This window comes from Enterobacter asburiae, assembly GCA_011754535.1.
GTDB classification, from domain to species: Bacteria; Pseudomonadota; Gammaproteobacteria; order Enterobacterales; family Enterobacteriaceae; genus Enterobacter; species Enterobacter cloacae_N.
The window spans coordinates 2540590-2558558 of record JAAQVN010000001.1 but is presented as its reverse complement, the minus strand read 5'-3'; the positions used below and the strand labels follow the sequence as shown (position 1 = coordinate 2558558).

Annotated in this window: 17 protein-coding genes; 13 read left to right on the top strand and 4 right to left on the bottom strand. The window is 54.2% G+C overall.

Translation table 11 applies throughout. From position 1 onward, the window contains the following. Positions 1-195: 195 nt before the first annotated feature. The gene (locus HBM95_12055; GenBank protein NIH43665.1) at positions 196-768 is read right to left on the bottom strand and encodes a flavin reductase family protein; all 573 of its coding nucleotides are present in this window, start codon (positions 766-768) and stop codon (positions 196-198) included. A gap of 108 nt (positions 769-876) precedes the next feature. Here HBM95_12055 and nhoA point away from each other — a divergent pair, with 108 nt between their 5' ends. Next, the gene (nhoA, locus tag HBM95_12050) at positions 877-1713 is read left to right on the top strand and encodes an N-hydroxyarylamine O-acetyltransferase (GenBank protein ID NIH43664.1); all 837 of its coding nucleotides are present in this window, start codon (positions 877-879) and stop codon (positions 1711-1713) included. A gap of 8 nt (positions 1714-1721) precedes the next feature. On the opposite strand, the gene HBM95_12045 is transcribed toward nhoA, so the two are convergent. From HBM95_12045 to HBM95_12035, 3 genes are all read right to left on the bottom strand, one after another. Beyond that, positions 1722-2675, bottom strand: coding sequence for a helix-turn-helix domain-containing protein (locus HBM95_12045; GenBank protein ID NIH43663.1), 954 nt, complete (start codon positions 2673-2675; stop codon positions 1722-1724). A gap of 61 nt (positions 2676-2736) precedes the next feature. Then, positions 2737-3450, bottom strand: a complete 714-nt coding sequence (locus tag HBM95_12040; protein ID NIH43662.1) for an isochorismatase family protein — start codon at positions 3448-3450, stop codon at positions 2737-2739. A gap of 101 nt (positions 3451-3551) precedes the next feature. Next, positions 3552-4478, bottom strand: coding sequence for a LysR family transcriptional regulator (locus tag HBM95_12035; protein ID NIH43661.1), 927 nt, complete (start codon positions 4476-4478; stop codon positions 3552-3554). 154 nt (positions 4479-4632) lie between these two features. Here HBM95_12035 and HBM95_12030 point away from each other — a divergent pair, with 154 nt between their 5' ends. From HBM95_12030 to HBM95_11975, 12 genes are all read left to right on the top strand, one after another. After that, a complete protein-coding gene (locus HBM95_12030) occupies positions 4633-5721 on the top strand; it encodes a 4-oxalomesaconate tautomerase (protein ID NIH43660.1) in 1089 nt (362 codons plus the stop codon). 75 nt (positions 5722-5796) lie between these two features. Beyond that, complete coding sequence (locus HBM95_12025; GenBank protein ID NIH43659.1) at positions 5797-7041, top strand: MFS transporter; 1245 nt, start codon at positions 5797-5799, stop codon at positions 7039-7041. 70 nt (positions 7042-7111) lie between these two features. Then, positions 7112-7975 carry a fumarylacetoacetate hydrolase family protein gene (locus tag HBM95_12020; GenBank protein ID NIH43658.1) on the top strand — a complete coding sequence of 288 codons (864 nt, stop codon included), beginning with the start codon at positions 7112-7114 and terminating at the stop codon, positions 7973-7975. Between the two features lie 18 nt (positions 7976-7993). Next, entirely contained in the window at positions 7994-9061 is a 1068-nt protein-coding gene (gene citC / locus HBM95_12015; protein NIH43657.1) for a [citrate (pro-3S)-lyase] ligase, read from the top strand. A 24-nt stretch (positions 9062-9085) separates the two neighbouring features. Further along, positions 9086-9376: a citrate lyase acyl carrier protein gene (citD, locus tag HBM95_12010; protein ID NIH43656.1), complete on the top strand. Its 291-nt coding sequence runs from the start codon at positions 9086-9088 to the stop codon at positions 9374-9376. Then, positions 9376-10251, top strand: a complete 876-nt coding sequence (gene citE, locus HBM95_12005) for a citrate (pro-3S)-lyase subunit beta (protein ID NIH43655.1) — start codon at positions 9376-9378, stop codon at positions 10249-10251. The genes citD and citE overlap by 1 nt, the downstream gene beginning before the upstream one ends. Positions 10252-10281: 30 nt before the next feature. Then, positions 10282-11802, top strand: coding sequence for a citrate lyase subunit alpha (citF, locus tag HBM95_12000; GenBank protein ID NIH43654.1), 1521 nt, complete (start codon positions 10282-10284; stop codon positions 11800-11802). A 5-nt stretch (positions 11803-11807) separates the two neighbouring features. Further along, a complete protein-coding gene (citX, locus tag HBM95_11995; GenBank protein ID NIH43653.1) occupies positions 11808-12347 on the top strand; it encodes a citrate lyase holo-[acyl-carrier protein] synthase in 540 nt (179 codons plus the stop codon). Then, positions 12322-13197 (top strand): triphosphoribosyl-dephospho-CoA synthase CitG, encoded by an 876-nt coding sequence (citG, locus tag HBM95_11990; GenBank protein ID NIH43652.1) that lies wholly within the window; start codon positions 12322-12324, stop codon positions 13195-13197. Before citX ends, citG begins: the two co-directional genes overlap by 26 nt. A 27-nt stretch (positions 13198-13224) precedes the next feature. Beyond that, positions 13225-13773 carry an alpha/beta hydrolase gene (locus HBM95_11985; GenBank protein NIH43651.1) on the top strand — a complete coding sequence of 183 codons (549 nt, stop codon included), beginning with the start codon at positions 13225-13227 and terminating at the stop codon, positions 13771-13773. A 17-nt stretch (positions 13774-13790) separates the two neighbouring features. Further along, entirely contained in the window at positions 13791-16385 is a 2595-nt protein-coding gene (acnB, locus tag HBM95_11980; protein ID NIH43650.1) for a bifunctional aconitate hydratase 2/2-methylisocitrate dehydratase, read from the top strand. A gap of 96 nt (positions 16386-16481) precedes the next feature. Beyond that, entirely contained in the window at positions 16482-17921 is a 1440-nt protein-coding gene (locus HBM95_11975; GenBank protein NIH43649.1) for an anion permease, read from the top strand. The last annotated feature ends 48 nt before the right edge of the window (positions 17922-17969 follow it).

Genomic DNA, 17969 nt, shown 5'->3' with positions numbered 1-17969 from the left:
GTCGGGCTGAGGGATCCCCACAAAATAATGCCTGCATGGACGACCCCCTCTCCCTTGAGGGAGAGGGCTGGGGTGAGGGGGAACATACGGCTCTGGTGGTCATTCCGTTCACTTTATGTTCCTTGCTACTCTGTAACGGCATGGCCTGTGAACGTGCAAATTACTGGGGATTCCTAAGCCCTGTGGGAGAGTTTCTCAATCCAGTGCCTTGACTATTTTCCCGCTCGCCACAAATGTCCCCGCGCCCAGATGATGCAGTGTATTCAGTTTATCCCCGTCAAACTGCCAGCGACCGGCGACAAACGCGCGGTCATCGGCCGCCGCGGAAACCACTTCGCCAAACAGCGTATCGTATTTTTCTGCCGCGGAAGTGACGGGTAGCAACCGGCACTCCATCCACGCCAGGCATTTCTCTTCAATCACCGGCAGGCCAAGTTCAGGACCGTTAACGACCGGGATCCCGTAGCAGTTGAATTTGTCTTCATCGCGCCCGCTGACGCTACCGACCGCATATGTCCAGTTGGCCGCCGCCACGCCGGGGATGACGATGCCAAACTTTCCGCTGCGCTCGATCAGCTCGCGTGACCAGGTGCTTTTATCCACGACTATCGCGATGCGCGGCGGTTCAAACTCAACGGGCATTGACCACGCGGCGGCCATCACGTTGCGTCTGTCGAGGGTTTCATCCCGACTGGTGATAAGCACGGTGGGGCCGTGGTTGAGCAGACGGCTGGCATGGCGTAATTCAACAGGGCGAAAATGGCTCATAGGATCTCCTCATCTACACCGATGAGTATGGCGAAAAAGCACGTAAATCAAAGTGACTGCGTAAAATTAGTTTATAAACAGAACATCACAATCAAAGGAAACTGATGTATGTCCCCATTTCTGACCGCCTATTTCGCCCGCATCGGCTGGGCGCAACCGACACGGGTGGATATCGATACCCTGCGCGCGCTGCATTTACACCACAACTGTGCGATCCCTTTTGAGAATATTGATGTTGTTCTGCCGCGCGAAATCCATCTTGAAGATCAATGTCTGGTGGACAAGCTGGTGACGGCGCGACGCGGGGGATATTGCTTTGAGCAAAACGGTCTTTTTGAGCGCGTTTTGCGTGAAGTCGGGTTTACCGTGCGCAGCGTGCTGGGTCGGGTCGTGCTGGCAAATCCGCCGCAAATGCCGCCGCGCACGCATCGCCTGCTGCTGGTCGAGCTGAATGGCGAGCGCTGGATTGCCGACGTGGGGTTTGGTGGACAGACGCTGACGGCGCCGATTCGTCTGCTTGCCAACGAGGAGCAGGAGACCCCGCACGGGCTGTACCGTCTGCTGAGCGAGGGCAACGACTGGGTGCTGCAGTTCCGCCACCACGAACACTGGCAGTCGATGTACCATTTTGACCTGACGACGCAATATTTCAGCGATTACGTGATGGGGAACTTCTGGTCGGCGCACTGGCCGCAGTCCCATTTCCGTCATCATCTGCTGATGTGCCGCCATCTGCCGGACGGCGGCAAGCTGACGCTGACCAACTTCAACTTCACCCACTGGCAGAACGGTCACGTGGAGGAGCAGATCCATTTACCGGATGCCGGGGCGCTGTATCAGCTGATGCAGGAGCGCTTCGGGCTGGGCGTTGACGATCCGAAGCACGGTTTTTCACTGGCGGAGTTAACGGCGGTGATGGCAGGGTTCGAAACTCACGGGAAATAGCCTCCTCGCTATCGGCCGCGAAACTCGCGACGATAGCGAGATGGCGAGGTGTTAAGCAGCTTGTGAAAGTGACGGCGCAAGGACGTTGTTGAGGGAAAACCGACACGCTCGGCAATGTCATCCACAGGCTGGTCGGTTTTTTCGAGATAGCGCTGTGCGACGATAATGCGCTGGTTGAGCAGCCAGCGCGAAAAACTCTCACCGGTGGTTTGCTGAAAACGCCGGGTAAAGCTGCGACGGCTCATGCAGGCCTTTTCCGCCACGCAGTCCAGCGTGAGCGCAAGCTGGAGGTTTTCCGTCGCCCAGGCTAGCGCGTCGGTAAAGTTATCTCCACGACGCGTGTTCTGAACCGGCAGTTCTACGTATTGACGTTGTCCACCCTGGCGATGGGGCGGTACCACCAGCAACCGCGCTACGCTATTTGCCACTTCCGCACCCCAGGCCTGACGCACCAGATGCAGGCAACAGTCGATACTGGCCGCCGTGCCCGCAGAAGTGACAACGTCACCATTATCGATATAAAGAACGTCTTTATCCATCTGCACGGAGGGATAAAGGCGCTGAAAATCAGCCGCCCATCGCCAGTGCGTCGTAGCAGGGCGATGTTCCAGTAACCCGGCGGCGGCAACCACAAACGCGCCCATACACAAACCCACAATACGCGAACCCGCGGCATGTGCTTTTTGCAGGGCCTGCAGGAGATCGGGGGCCGGGGCATGCTCGGGACTGTCCCAGCTTGGGACGATCACCATATCCATTCCGGCCAGCTCATCAAGCCCACGCTCGACAACGATAGAGAATCCGGCATTGGTTTTAAGTGCGCCGGGCGTAGTGGCGCAAACGACCAACTGACAAAGGGGCTCGCCTTGTGGCGTTAGCGCTTTCTCAAATACGGCATAGGGCACCGAAAGGTGAAAAGGGATGATGCCATCAAATACCACAATACCAATTTTAAGCGTCATAAAAGCCTCCATGTGCCAGCCAGTATAGAAGTCTGGCTGGTGACAGGGAGCAAGCCCGGTCTTATTTTGTGACCGGCAGTGCCATAACGTCTTTGGTGGTCATTACCTCAGCAAATACATCGGCCACACCGGCTAATGCCGCCCGCTGAAGCGTTTTGTGATCCACCACGCCACCCTGACCGTCATCCAGATCGCGTGTTGCCGTTGCATCGTCAGGAATAATCACGCTGTAACCCAGCGGTACAGCGTCACGCGCGGTGGACGAAATGCACATATGCGTCATCAGGCCAATCACAATCACCTTTTTAATCCCTTTTTTCTTTAATTGCGCATCCAGATCGGTGCCAACAAAAGAGCTCGGGATCGCTTTGGTGATAATGGCGTCTTGCGCAGAAGGCTGCAGATCTTTATGGAACTGCGCAGAGAGAGAGCCCTCGGCAAACAGTGGACTGTCTTTCGGCCCCATATGACGAACGAAGTAGACCGGCATCCCCTTTTGGTGGGCATAGCTAACCAGCTTTTGACTATTCTTCAGTACCTTATCACCATCAGGGATCACCATCTGACCACGAAAATCTTTACCTGCGTAATATTCGTTTTGGATATCCACCACGATTAACGCAGTTTGTGAGGCGGATAAAGACGAAGTCGCCGTTGCGCCCGTCATTGCACGAATGGTTTTGGTATTCATGCGGGTTGTCTCCTGTGCGGTAGCCTCAGTGGAAAATGCGCTCATCATGCCGATCAGTAATGCTGTACGAAAAAATGGTTTCATCACGCGAACTCCTTCTGTGTTGTGTTCGGGAGCCATTATTTCGCACTGTCGCTAACGGTATGAGTCACCTGGAGAACCAATAACGATACTTTTGGGCCAATTTACTGAGTAAATTTGCTGATCCAGGGGCTGTTGTTTTCACCAGACCAAAGTTGAACAAGCATCTCTCTGAATTTTTCCGCAGCCGGGCTTAGCGGCGTTTCACGGCGTTGGACCAGCCCCAGCGTACGCCGTATCACGGGTTCAATCAGCGGACGGCTGACAAGAACATGATGTTCGTCGGTCGGCATCGCCAGGCTGGGAACGACAGACACGCCAAGACCCGCTTCTACCATCCCCAGCGACGTTGACAGATGACGCACTTCATAAAACCAGTTCGGTTTCCAGGCCATTTTCTCGAACGCCTGATCGATAAGCGAACGGTTCCCACTGGAGCGCCTTACGCCAATTAGCTTCATGCCTGCCAGATCGTCCCATGTCACCAATGGTTTCTTCGCCAGCTCATTGTCTCGTCGGCATGCCAGAACAAAGGGTTCATTCACCAGCGGCGCAAAATCAATATTGGGATGTGTGACGTTTATCATATTTATGCCGAAATCTGCGTCGCCATTTAACACCGCTTCGAGACAATCGCTGGCACTGTGCTCAAGTATACGGATACGGATGTTTGGATAGTCATTGTTATAATCTCGTATCACTGAAGGCAGAAAATAGAACGCGGCAGTTGGGATACAGGAAACGGTAATAACCCCTGCCTGATGCGTCGCCATCTCTTTAATACTCAGGATCGCGCTTTCATAAAAATCTATTAAATTCTTAGCCTTAGGTAAAAACTCCCTTCCCACGGTTGTGAGCTTGACGCTGCGTGTGGACCGTTCAAACAGCGTGGTTCCCAGGCTCTCTTCCAGTTTCTGAATTCTTCGTGTTAAAGCCGGTTGTGAAATATGAAGAAATTGCGACGCTTTTGTAAAACATCCGATTTCTGCAATTTTTACAAACGCTTGTATTCCCTGTAATTCATGCTGCATATCCGCACCTGATTATAACTTTCCTATACCCACAGTATCGTAATGGCTATTAATACGCAAAGCGTATTAATCCTGCTTTTTTTGACATTAGAGTTATCAACAGGAGTGTGAAAACCTTATTGCGTTCCTGATAAACGCGAAATGAGAAAAAGACATGTTAAAGATCCCTTGCGTATTAATGCGTGGCGGCACCTCAAAAGGCCCGGTCATTCTGGCCAGCGATCTGCCTGCGGAAACTGAAGCGCGTGACGCGGTTTTACTCAGCCTGATGGGCGCAGGCCACGAACTCGAAATTGACGGCATTGGCGGTGGAAGCCCGCAAACCAGTAAGGTGGCGATCGTCAGTCCGTCCGACAGTCCGGATGCTGATGTGGATTACTTATTCGCACAGGTGATGGTGAACGAGCGTCGCGTCGATACCACGCCAAACTGCGGCAATATGCTCTGTGCCGTGGGCCCCTTTGCCATTGAAAAAGGGCTGGTGAAGGCGCAAAGCCCGGTGACGACGGTGCGGATCCGCAATCTCAATACCGGAACGCTGGTCGACGCAGAAGTGCAAACGCCTGATTATCGGGTCGAGTATGAAGGTGATACCCAGATTGATGGTGTTCCGGGTACGGCCGCACCCGTTGGCTTAACCTTCCTGAATTCTGCGGGTTCAAAAACAGGGAAATTGCTGCCGACGGACAGCGTCATAAACGTATTCGACGGTATTGAGGTTACCTGTATTGATATGGCAATGCCGATGGTATTGATAGAGGCATCGGCCCTTGGGAAAACAGGAGGGGAGTCACCCGCGGAACTGGATGCCGATACGGCGTTTAAAGCAAGACTGGAAAACCTGCGTCGTCAGGCGGGCGAGGCGATGGGCTTAGGGGACGTGGCAAATAAAGTGATCCCTAAACCGGTTCTCCTGAGCCGGGCGCGTAACGGTGGAACGCTTCAGGTGCGGTATTTCATGCCACACACCTGTCATAAATCACTGGCCATTACTGGCTCGATTGGAATTTCGACCGCGACGCTTATTGAAGGCTCCGTCGCCGCTAAAATTGTCGCCGATCGACCAAAAGAGCGCTTTACCAATATTATTGATATTGAACACCCAAGTGGAAAAATATCCGTATCATTACTGAGGGACGGGAATAATATCGAAAACACCCGAGCCGCGGTAATTCGCACTTCCCGTAAGCTATTTGAGGGTGTTGTCTGCGTGCCTGAAAAAATGCTCTCTGAAGTTGATTAGGTAAAAGCCAGACTAAGAAATATATCTACCTTAAACAATTACATTCTGTACCTTAACTATAATACTGAGGTTATTATGGCGTTAACGCATGCTAACAATACCCTGAAAGCTCCCGATCCGGTAAAAGCCAGCGCGCATATTCGCGTGATTCTGGCGCTGGCATTATCCGGGCTTGCGGAACTTGCTTCGTTGTTTTTTATTCAGCCACTGCTCCCGACGCTTGCTGTGGAATATAATGTTCCGGTCAGCCAGGTGAGTATTATCTTATCCGCAGAAACGGCATTGCTGGCAATTGGGCTGCTATTTACCGGAACGTTATCCGACCACTATGGCAGGAAGCGGTTAATTATCGTCTCCCTCCTGCTGGGCGGCATTCTGACGCTGCTCTGCCCGCTGGTGGAATCCTGGGCGATGCTGGTGGCGCTGCGTGCGGTGATTGGTCTGGCGCTGAGCGGCATCGCGGCGGCGGCCACCGCCTACATCAGTGAAGAGGTCGCCCCGGTGGCGGCTGGCATCGTGACGGGCTATTTTGTCTTCGGTAACTCGATGGGTGGCATGTCCGGGCGTATTGTTGCCAGCCAGCTTATCGATCACGTTTCCATCAATGTCATCTTTTACGGGTTTGCGGTCAGTCTGATTGCAGTTGCCATTCTGGTGAAGTTCCTGCTGCCAGAATCGAAGAACTTCACGCCTACGCAGAGTCTGAACGTGATGCGCATGGTAAAAGGGGCGGCATCGCATTTCAAAAACAAAAATCTGGCGCTGGCATTTGTTATCAGCTTCATAATTTTCGGCGCATTTACCTCACTTTATAACTATCTGGCCTTCTTCCTGAAAGGCGAGCCGTTCCATATTTCACCGGCAAACGCGGGTCTGCTCTCCTTTAGCTTCGCCCTGAGCTTCTTTACGGCTCCGCAGGCAGGTCGCTTATCGGCGAAATATGGCGCTATGAAAGTCTTGCGCGTGTTGTTCCTGATCATGGCGATCGGCATGCTGCTGACACTCACGTCGAATGTGGTGACCTTTATCGTTGGTGCCGTGATTTTTACCGGCTGTTTCTTCGGCTGCCACTCTATCGGTTTAAGCTGGGTCAGTAAAAACGCAACGCATGCAAGAGGCCAGGCCGTCGCGCTCTATTTATTCTTCTACTACATGGGCGGTTCGGTTATTGGTTTTATTAACGGTTTTGTTTTCCATTCGATGGGCTGGCAGGGGATGACTGGATTTATTCTGGCATTGCTTGGGGTTGGCGTCGTGGTGGCGACGTATCTGGCATCCGGTAATAAACCGGTACTGGTACCCGCCCAGTCCGCAGAATAAAAAGCAGGCAATGTGTTCACGCCCTGGGGCGTGAACACAGAAAGAACACGTATATCAATCGGGTATTATCATGAAATTAGCAAGCTATATTCATCAGGGCCGTAAAAGCTACGGGATTTATACGCCATCCGGCTTTATCGATTTGGGTAATAAAATCGGCCATCAATATGCGACATTGAAAGACCTTCTTCAGTGGGATGCGATAGACGTCGCCAGACAGTATCTCGATTGCCCGGTGGATATTAGTCCTGAAGAAATCATCTTTTTGCCCGTTATAGAAGAGCCCGGAAAGATTTTCTGCGTGGGTATGAATTACGCTGAAAAAAGAAAAGAGTTTGCTGAGACGAATAATGCCCCCACGCTGTTTATCCGTTTTCCTGATTCGCAAACCGGGCATGCGCGGCCGGTAATAAAACCGGTTCTCTCCAGCGAGTTCGATTACGAAGGCGAGCTGGCCGTGATCGTCGGTAAACCCGGCAGCCGGATTGACGTCAATAACGCGCTCAGCTATGTCGCGGGATACAGCTGCTATATGGACGGCTCCGTTCGCGACTGGCAGCACGCCTGGTTCACCGCCGGTAAAAACTGGACGCAAACCGGCGCCTTCGGCCCGTATATGACCACGGCGGACGAGATCCCCGATCCTCACGCGTTGACCATTCACACCTGGCTGAACGGTATGCTGGTCCAGAATGACTCCACCGGCAGCATGATCCACAAAGTGGCGGATCTTATCGCCTACATCAGCACGTTTACCTCCCTCAGCGCCGGCGACGTCATTATTACCGGTTCGCCGGGCGGGGTCGGCAAAAAGCGTAACCCGCCTCTGTTTATGCACGACGGCGATCGCGTTGAAGTGGAGATCGAAAACATTGGCCGACTGGTTAATACCATTGTGGAAGCTCAACCGCAGCCACAAGCGTTAGCTGTCTAAACGCTCAGGAGAGAGAAGATGTACACCGACAGAACACCCGAGTTTGAGGTTATTCACGCCGGTAACGCCCAGTCCCGGGAAGAGGTTGTCCGCTTCCTGGCCCGCAACGGTTTAGGCATTGATGATGATATTGAGCAATTTATTGTTGCGCGCTATCAACGCCATCTTGTCGCCTGTACCGGCATTGCGGGTAACACGCTGAAGTGCATTGCGGTGGATCCCGCGTGGCGGGGCACGTCGTTAAGCCTGACGTTAATTCATGAGGCCGAGCTGCTGGCGGCACAAAACGGTGAACATCAGCTCTTTCTTTTTACCTGTCCGGATAACGTGAAATCGTTTCGCGGATGCGGGTTTTATCCGCTGGTGACGGTCGAGAACCGTGCGTCATTAATGGAGAATACGCCGGTAGGTATTCATCGTTATTGCAGCCAGTTGCGCCGCCATCATTTCATGCCGGGGAAAAATATCGGCGCCATTGTGATGAACGCCAATCCGTTCACCCTCGGCCATCAATATCTAATTGAACATGCGGCAAGCCGGTGCGACGCGTTACATGTTTTCGTGGTCCAGGAAGATGTCTCCGCATTTTCGTTTAAAGAACGGTTCGCGATGGTCAGGGACGGGGCGCGTCACCTGCCAAACGTCACCGTTCATCCGGGGTCGGCATATATTATTTCGCGCGGCACTTTCCCGGGCTATTTCCTGAAAGATAAGCAGGTCATCGATAAAACCTACGCGGCCATTGATCTCCTGCTGTTCAGAAATTACATCGCCCCCGCGTTGAATATTAATCATCGTTTTGTGGGTACCGAGCCGTTTTGTCCGTTAACCGCCGAATATAACCGGGCGATGCACCGCTGGCTGGAAGAAGAGACGAGCGCGGCGGCCCGTATTAACGTACACGAAATAGCAAGAAGAACGGACGGTAATAATGTGCCGGTATCGGCTTCAGCCGTTCGTCGTTTATTAAAAGAAAACAACATCGCTGCCGCCAGCCGCATGGTGCCTGCCACCACGCGCGCGTTTCTGAATAACGGATCGCTGCATCAGCCCTGTTTATCCGAGCCGCTGACGGCAGCGGTTTAAGCGCATTATCACAGGAATAAGAATATGAAAATTGTGCAAGCCGCGATGGCGGGAACGCTGGAGTCCAGCGACCTGATGGTTAAGGTCAGTCCCGTCGAGAGCGGGCTGGATGTGGTCATCCAGAGCGAAGTGTATAAGCAATTTGGCGACCGAATTACTGAGGTTGTCAATGAAACCCTGGCCGCGTTCAACATCGAGCAGGGGCTTGTCGTTATTGATGATAAAGGCGCGCTGGATTGCGTGATCCGCGCCCGCGTGCAGGCTGCTCTGCTCAGAGGTACAGCCCGGGAAGACATTGCATGGGAAACGTTATGATGAAAAAGTTACGCCGCAGTATGTTATTTATTCCCGGTTCAAGTGCCGCCATGCTGTCGACGGCATTTATCTATAAACCAGACTCAATTATGTTTGACCTGGAAGATGCCGTTGCGCTGAAAGAAAAAGACAGCGCGCGTCTTTTGGTATTTCACGCCCTGCAACACCCGATGTACAACGATATTGAAACCGTTGTCAGAATTAACCCGCTGAATACCCCTTTTGGCTTAAAGGATCTGGAAGCCGCCGTCAGGGCAGGGGTGGACGTTATTCGTCTGCCGAAAACCGATACTCCGGAAGATATTTATCAGCTCGAACGTGAAATCGTCCGCATTGAAGAAAGCTGCGGGCGTCCTGTTGGCTCAACGAAATTAATGGCGGCAATCGAATCCGCCGTCGGCGTCATTAATGCTGTCGCCATTGCGAAATCCTCCGACCGTTTAATGGGGATTGCGCTCGCCGCCTTTGACTACGTGATGGATATGCAAACTGAGCGGGGCGATGGGACCGAACTGTTCTATGCCCGCTGCGCCGTACTGCATGCCGCGCGCGGGGCAGGGATCGACGCTTTTGACGTGGTGTACGCCGACGTGAATGACGAGGTCGGTTTCCTGAAAGAAGTGGATCTCATCCGCAGGATGGGCTTCAACGGAAAATCGCTGATTAATCCGCGACAAATTGAAATTCTTCACAACGCCTACGCGCCCACGCAGGAAGAAGTGGATTACGCCCAGCGCGTGATTGCTGCCGCAGAAGAGGGAGAACGCAACGGACTGGGGGTGATTTCGCTGAACGGAAAAATGATCGATGCGCCAATCATCAACCATGCCCGCGTCGTTATCGAGCGCAAAAATGCCTCCGGCATTCGTCAGTAATCCCTTTAACCGCAAGCGACAGGATGAATAATGAAAAGTCTCACTGAAACCCTGCACCACATTCCTGGCTCTCGCCGTGAGTACGTCGCCTTCAACGGCGCCAACGCGACGACGCCTTATCTTGCTGATCTTCAGCAAAAGTCTCACCGCAAGCTTTTTGCCAGCGTGGACGACGTGCTGGCCCGCTGCGATCTGCATGACGGCATGACCGTATCCTTTCATCACGCGTTCCGCGAGGGCGATAAGGTCATTAATTACGTGATGGATAAGCTGGCTCAGCGCGGTCTGAAAGGGATCACACTCGCCTCCAGTTCATTGATGTCGTGCAATGCGCCGCTTATTGAACACATTCGCAGTGGCGTGATTGGCAAAATCTATACCTCCGGCATGCGTGGCGAGCTGGCGGATGCGATTTCACACGGGCTGATGGACGAGCCGGTACAGATCCACTCCCACGGCGGGCGGGTGAATCTGATTCAAAAGGGTGAAATTGCCATTGATGTCGCCTTTCTGGCGGTGTCCTGCTGCGATGAATATGGCAATGCCAGCGGCAACGGCGGCACATCGCAGTGCGGCTCGCTCGGTTACGCCATGGTCGACGCGCAATATGCCAAAAAGGTGGTCTTGCTTACTGAAACCCTGAAGCCGTTTCCCAACCTGCCGGCCAGTATCGTTCAGGATCGGGTTGACTATGTGGTGCAGATTGAGAGCGTCGGCGACCCGGCAAAAATCAGCGTCGGCGCCGCGAGGGTGACCAGTAATCCACGTGAGCTGATGATTGCCCGTTCTGCCGCCGACGTTATTGAACATTCTGGCTATTTCCGCAACGGCTTTTCCATTCAGACTGGTTCAGGTGCGGCGTCTACCGCCTGTACGCGGTTTATGGAAACCCGTATGCGCAAACACAATATTGTCGCTCGTTTTGCGCTCGGCGGGATCACCGGCAGCATTGTCGATCTGCATCAAAAGGGGCTCATTGAAAAGATCCTCGATACGCAAAGCTTTGATGGTGCAGCGGCCGCTTCCATGACCGTCAATCCCGACCATGTGGAAATTTCCACCAACGTCTATGCGAACCCGGCTGCAAAAGCTGCCTGCTGCGACAGGGTAGACGTGGTCATCCTCAGCGCGCTGGAGGTGGACACGCAGTTCAACGTCAACGTGCTGACCGGTTCCGACGGCGTGATGCGCGGCGCGTCGGGCGGGCATTGCGACGTCGCCGCGGCGGCCAATCTCACCATTGTAGTTGCCCCGCTGATCCGCAGCCGAATTCCTACCGTTGTCAGGCAGGTCACCACCCTGGTGACGCCGGGCGAAAGCATTGACGTTTTGGTTACCGATCACGGTATTGCCGTTAACCCGGCGCGTCCGGAGATCCGCGAACGTCTGATTAACGCCGGGCTGGCCGTTGTCGATATCGATGCGCTGTACCACAAAGCGCTGCTCATCTCGGGTGAGCCTAAGCCTGTCGAATTTACTGACCGGATCGTGGGCGTGGTGCGCTACCGAGACGGCAGCGTGATTGATGTGGTTCGCCAGGTTAAGGAGTAATTCCCATGACGGATAAAGCCTCAAACGTGAAGGTCTCTCTGGAACAGGTGTTGAACGGCAGAGAGCAACGAGCCCGTCGCCAGCAGGCGTGGCTGTTTCAGTCGGATCATGCGGTGGTTTCCGTCACTCTGGTCTGGCCGGGGGAGGTCAAAGATACCGCGCTGGCCAGACGGGTGATGGCCGCCGCCAATGACGCGATCGGTGACCTGTTACGGACCCATCAGTGGACGGTCTGCCGCCAGCAGACCCTACAGCTAGTCACGGGCCCGGAAGCGCTCTGGTCGGTGGCGGCCCCCGCGTGGATGATCAAACACGTGACGGCGCATCTGGAAGATAACCATCCGCTGGGACGCTTATGGGATATCGACGTGCTGTGTCCGAAAGCGGGCCTGCTGAAAAGAAATGCCATCCAGCAACCGATGCGCAGATGCTTTATCTGTCATGAACCTGCTCATGTTTGTTCCCGCATGCGACGTCATTCGCAGGCCGAGCTCACGCGCGTAATCGAGGCGTTAACCGATGACTACTTCGCTTGCCAGATGTAATGCGCCGGACGTCAAGCAACCCTTCGCGGAACTGGCTGTCGAGGCGATGTACCGGGAAATTCGCTTGACCCCAAAACCGGGTCTGGTGGATCGCGTAAACAGCGGGGCGCATAAGGATATGGATTACGCCCTGTTCATGGCCAGTATCGCGGCGATTGCCCCCTGGTTCTCAACGTTTTTTAACGTTGGCAGAGAGACGGCTCGTCTTGCTGGCCCGCAAACGCTGCGGGCGATAAGGCCAACCGGTCTGGCCTGCGAGCAGGCGATGTTTAACGCCACCGGCGGGGTGAATACCCATAAAGGCGGGATCTTCTCGCTGGGGCTGCTGTGTGCGGCGGCGGGACGTCTGACGCAAAGGGATGAAACGCTCACGCAGCGCAGTTTATGCCATGAGACCCGCATTATCTGTACCGGCATCGTTGAGCAGGAGCTGAAAACCACCGGCATCGCCAGAACGAAGGGCGAGCAGCAGTTCCAGGCATACGGCTTTACCGGGGCGAGAGGGGAAGCTGCCAGTGGTTTTATGAACGTCCGCCAGGCGGGGCTCCCGCCCCTGCACACCGCGTTAGGTCAGGGCGAATCCGAAGACGTGGCGCTTTTGAGGATGCTGCTGGGTTTGATGGCCGCGAATCCGGATACCAACTTGGTTTCCCGTGGGGGAATAGAAGGTCTGAACTACGCCAGACGCTATGCGAGGCGGTTATTAAAAATAAAACGTCTCCCGGCGGATAAATTGGTTAACGCGCTACTCAGAATGGACGCGGAATTTATCAAACGCAATTTAAGCCCCGGGGGTAGCGCCGATCTTATTTCCGTTGGCTGGTTATTGTCGCAGTTTCCACCCGAATAATCGCGAATAGCGTAACAGGAAAACGTCATGATTGAACAACGCCTGCAGCAGCTCAGTAACGTTTATACCCCTATTCTGGTGCCGGGGCTGAGAGACAGCGATGAACATCACTGGCAAAGCTGCTGGGGGCGGCATTTTCCTTTCTGGAAACGGATCCAGCAGAAAAACTGGTTCGAGCCCGACATTGAAAACTGGGTCTCCGCCATTTCCCGAGAGCTGGCAGCGTGTCAGCTGCCCGCCATTCTCGTCGGCCACAGCTTTGGCGCGCTGGCGGCATGCCGGCTGCTGCAAACGCGTCAGGTCAACGTCGCCGGGGTGGTGATGGTCGCGCCGGCAGAACCCGCTTTTTTCGGCCTGGAAGAGGCCATTCAGCCAGCGTCATTACCGGTTCCCTGCCTGATGTTTGCCAGCAGAAACGACCCCCTGATGCCTTTCGCGCGCGCTCAGATCTGGGCGGCACGCTGGGAGGGACACTTAATCGATATCGGTGAGGCCGGGCATATTAATGCCGAATCAGGCTTTGGTGAATGGCCTTACGGGCTCGAACGACTAACAGAATTTTGTGAACAACTTTAGCTTTAACAGGAGTACGTATGTTAGATGATTATAATCAGCACCTGAAAGCGCGTGCTGAATCGGGTATTCCGGCAAAACCCTTAACTGCGGAGCAGACCGATGCGCTTATTTCTCGTTTAATTCACGATGCGCCCACGCATCATCCGCGATTAATCGATTTATTAACCCATTGCGTTCCCCCGGGCGTCGATCCCGCGGCTAAGTTAAAAGCCGAATTTTTATTTAAGCTGGCACTACAGGAATACCGTATTGACGGTCTCTCTCCCGAAGCGGCCACGACACTGCTGGGTTCCATGCAGGGTGGCTATAATGTTCAGCCGCTTATCGATCTTCTGGACCACCCGAGCCTGGCACCGCTGGCCGCACAGCAGCTTTGTTCGACTATCCTTATCTTCGAAAAATTCAGCCAGGTGGAAGCCAAAGCGCTGAACGGTAACGTCAGGGCAAAAGAGGTGCTTCAGTCATGGGCAAATGCCGAGTGGTTTACCCGCCGTCCGGCGATGCCTGAAAAAATCACCCTGAAGGTGTTCAAGGTTCCGGGCGAAACCAATACCGACGATTTGTCTCCGGCACCGGAGGCGTGGTCACGTCCGGATATTCCGCTGCACGCGCTTTCCATGCTCAGTAACGCCAGGGAAGGGGTTGAGCCTGATGAGCCCGGCGCGCGCGGCCCTTTGCGCCAGCTGGCAGAATTAAAAGAGCCAGGCTGGCCGCTGGCGTACGTCGGCGACGTCGTGGGAACCGGGTCATCACGCAAGTCCGCCACCAACTCGATCTTATGGCACATCGGGAATGATATTCCTTTCGTGCCGAACAAGCGTAACGGTGGGTTTGTGTTCGGCGGTAAAATTGCCCCGATTTTCTTCAATACGCTGGAAGATTCCGGTGCCTTGCCGGTAGAGATGGACGTCTCCTCGCTGACGACCGGGATGCTGATCGATCTGTATCCCTACAAAGGCGAAATTCGCGAGACGGAAAGCCAGCGTCTGGTGACGCGCTTTACGCTTAAAACCGAGGTGCTTCTGGATGAAGTGCGGGCCGGCGGGCGGATCCCGCTAATTATCGGACGCAGCCTGACCGCGAAAGCGCGGGAATCGCTGAAGCTTGCGCCTTCAGAGGCATTCCGCAAGCCCTCCGCTCCAGCGCCATCCACCGCCGGTTTTACGCTGGCACAAAAAATGGTGGGTAAAGCCTGCGGCGTCGCGGGGATCCGTCCCGGACAGTATTGCGAGCCGAAAATCACGACCGTGGGCTCTCAGGACACCACCGGCGGGATGACGCGCGACGAGTTAACCGATCTTGCCTGCCTGACGTTTTCAGCCGATCTGGTGATGCAGTCTTTCTGCCACACCTCAGCGTACCCTAAGCCCGTCGACGTTCAGCTTCATGAGACCCTGCCGCAGTTTATCACCCGTCGTAACGGGGTCGCGCTAAAACCGGGCGACGGCATTATCCACTCCTGGCTTAACCGTATGCTGCTGCCGGATACGGTGGGCACCGGTGCCGACTCCCATACCCGCTTCCCGCTGGGGATCTCTTTCCCGGGAGGTTCCGGGCTGGTGGCGTTTGCCGCCGCAACCGGCATTATGCCGCTGGATATGCCGGAATCGGTGCTGGTTCGCTTTACGGGTGAGATGCAGAAAGGGATCACCCTGCGCGACCTGGTGCATGCGATTCCGCTCTACGCCAGAAAGCAGGGCCTGTTGACGGTGGAGAAAAAGAATAAGCGCAATATTTTCTCGGGCCGGATCCTCGAAATTGAAGGGCTGGAAACACTGAGTGCAGAGCAGGCGTTTGAGCTGGCTGACGCCTCCGCTGAACGGTCCGCTGCCGCCTGCGTGATGCGCCTGGCGGAAGACAAGGTCGCGCAGTACCTGCGTTCCAACGCGGTCCTGCTGCGCTGGATGGTTAAGCAGGGATATGAAAACGCCAACACGCTTGAACGACGCATTGCTGAAATCGAGGCGTGGCTGGCTAACCCGTCGCTGCTGTCGGCCGATCCTGAAGCGGAATATGCCGCAGTCATTGACATTGATCTCAATGAAATCACCGAACCGGTGGTCTGTGCACCTGACGATCCGGATGACGCTCGCTTACTTTCTGAGGTGGCCAGCACGCCGATAGAGGAGGTCTTTATTGGCTCCTGCATGACCAACATCGGTCATTTCCGCGCTGCGGGTGAAATCCTGGCCGACGCCCGTGAAAGCCGGGCGCGGTTGTGGATTGCGCCTCCCACCAAAATGGATGCCGGGCAGCTTTCCCGCGAGGGCTATTTTAGCCAGTTTATAAAGTCGGGGGCACGAATCGAGCCTGCGGGCTGCTCCCTCTGCATGGGGAACCAGGCGAGGGTACGCGAAGGGAGCCACGTGGTATCGACATCCACCCGAAATTTCCCGCATCGTCTGGGAACGAATGCCAGCGTGTTCCTTGCCTCGGCAGAATTAAGCACCGTCGCGGCCATACTGGGTAAAATGCCAACCGTTGAAGAATATTTAAGCTATACGGAAAAACTTCATGGCGCGCATGAAAATATCTATCGCTATCTCAGTTTTGACACCCTGTCCGAATATAAAATCACAGAAGGTGATAATATCCCGGTTGTAGGTGTGTAGTTTCTTATTATTTATTTAGAAAATGTATTTATCCGGCAGAGGCGTCTCCCAGGAGAATCCTCTGCTATTCAGGGACCCTTTTCTCATGGGTGAGATATGCTTAAGTCCAATATTTTAAAAACAATTTTACTTGCCGTAATAATATTATTATCAATATTTATCCCTCCGCCTGATGGATTAACTAAAGAGGCGTGGATACTGGCAGGAATATATTTGTCCGCTATCGTTGGCCTGGTCATTAAACCGTATCCCGAACCCGTCATCATGCTCGTTGCGGTCGCGTTAACCTGTTTTACCGTGACAAAATTCCCGGATTCACCTGTCAAATCAATGGATGTGCTGAGCGGATACGCCTCAGGCACAACCTGGCTGGTGTTCAGCGCCTTTACGCTTAGCGCGGCGTTCGTTACGACCGGCCTGGGAAAGCGGCTTGCTTACTGGTTCATCCTCAAATTTGGCAGTACGACGCTAAGGCTGGGGTATGTTACCGCCTTACTGGACCTGGTGCTGGCACCCGCCACGCCCTCCAATACCGCGCGGGCAGGTGGGGTGGTTTTTCCGATTATTAACAGTATCGCGACCGTTCTGGGGTCAACGCCAAAAGAGACACCGTGCAAGGCTGGCCGTTATTTAATGGTTAATGTCTATATGGTCACTAAAACGACCAGTTATATGTTTTTAACGGGCTTTGCCGGAAACGCGTTAGCGCTTCAGCTCATTTCAGATATTTTCCATATTCATATTAGCTGGATCGGCTGGATGCTGGCGGGTGCCCCGCTGGGGTTATTGATGCTGTGTATCATTCCCTATATTTGCTACCGAGTAGCCTCGCCGGAAATTAAGCATATTGATAATGTCGCGATTGCGACCAGCGGGCTGGAAAGTCTTGGGGCAATGAGCCTTAAAGAGAAGGGACTGGTGGTTATTTTTATCGCCGCTTTATTGGGCTGGATCTTCTCACGTCATCTTGGACTCACTGAATCCGCCGTCGCTATTATCGCGATGGGGGCGGCGCTGCTGTTTAATATTATTGGCTGGAGTGATGTTCAAAAAAATAAAGGCGGCTGGAATACCCTGATGTGGTACGGGGGTATCATCGGTCTGAGCGCCACCCTGAGCAAGGAGGGATTTTTCCGCTGGCTGGCGGATTTCCTGTCTGCGCATCTGGATTTTCTCAGCGCCGGTAATATGACTATCGTGATTATCGTGTTTCTCAGCGTGCTGGTTCGCTATTTCTTTGCCTCCGGCGGGGCATACGTTGCGGCCATGGTGCCGGTGTTTGCCACCGTAGGTCTGGTCACCGGAACGGCGCCTGTTCTGCTGGCGCTTGCTATTCTGTTTTCCAATTCCTACGGCGGATGTATCACGCACTATGGTGGCGCAGCAGGACCTATTATCTTCGCCTCGGGGTACAATGACATTAAGTCATGGTGGACAATCGGCACGATCGTGGCGCTGTGCACGTTTTTAGTCCACATGTTCCTCGGCATTCCCTGGTGGGGATTCCTCATGCAGCACGGGATGCTGCAGTTTTAATCGCCCGGTAGCGGCATCGCCTTCCCGGGCCTACACTAGCTTGAACGC

Bases quoted from the DNA above. Each gene is read 5' to 3' on its own strand.
- HBM95_12055 (NIH43665.1), bottom strand. From the start codon at position 768: ATGAGCCATTTTCGCCCTGTTGAATTACGCCATGCCAGCCGTCTGCTC.
- HBM95_12025 (NIH43659.1), top strand. From the start codon at position 5,797: ATGGCGTTAACGCATGCTAACAATACCCTGAAAGCTCCCGATCCGGTA.
- HBM95_12035 (NIH43661.1), bottom strand. From the start codon at position 4,478: ATGCAGCATGAATTACAGGGAATACAAGCGTTTGTAAAAATTGCAGAA.
- HBM95_12020 (NIH43658.1), top strand. From the start codon at position 7,112: ATGAAATTAGCAAGCTATATTCATCAGGGCCGTAAAAGCTACGGGATT.
- acnB (NIH43650.1), top strand. From the start codon at position 13,791: ATGTTAGATGATTATAATCAGCACCTGAAAGCGCGTGCTGAATCGGGT.
- citG (NIH43652.1), top strand. From the start codon at position 12,322: ATGACTACTTCGCTTGCCAGATGTAATGCGCCGGACGTCAAGCAACCC.
- citC (NIH43657.1), top strand. From the start codon at position 7,994: ATGTACACCGACAGAACACCCGAGTTTGAGGTTATTCACGCCGGTAAC.
- HBM95_12030 (NIH43660.1), top strand. From the start codon at position 4,633: ATGTTAAAGATCCCTTGCGTATTAATGCGTGGCGGCACCTCAAAAGGC.
- HBM95_12045 (NIH43663.1), bottom strand. From the start codon at position 2,675: ATGACGCTTAAAATTGGTATTGTGGTATTTGATGGCATCATCCCTTTT.
- citF (NIH43654.1), top strand. From the start codon at position 10,282: ATGAAAAGTCTCACTGAAACCCTGCACCACATTCCTGGCTCTCGCCGT.
- citD (NIH43656.1), top strand. From the start codon at position 9,086: ATGAAAATTGTGCAAGCCGCGATGGCGGGAACGCTGGAGTCCAGCGAC.
- HBM95_12040 (NIH43662.1), bottom strand. From the start codon at position 3,450: ATGAAACCATTTTTTCGTACAGCATTACTGATCGGCATGATGAGCGCA.
- HBM95_11985 (NIH43651.1), top strand. From the start codon at position 13,225: ATGATTGAACAACGCCTGCAGCAGCTCAGTAACGTTTATACCCCTATT.
- citX (NIH43653.1), top strand. From the start codon at position 11,808: ATGACGGATAAAGCCTCAAACGTGAAGGTCTCTCTGGAACAGGTGTTG.
- HBM95_11975 (NIH43649.1), top strand. From the start codon at position 16,482: ATGCTTAAGTCCAATATTTTAAAAACAATTTTACTTGCCGTAATAATA.
- nhoA (NIH43664.1), top strand. From the start codon at position 877: ATGTCCCCATTTCTGACCGCCTATTTCGCCCGCATCGGCTGGGCGCAA.
- citE (NIH43655.1), top strand. From the start codon at position 9,376: ATGAAAAAGTTACGCCGCAGTATGTTATTTATTCCCGGTTCAAGTGCC.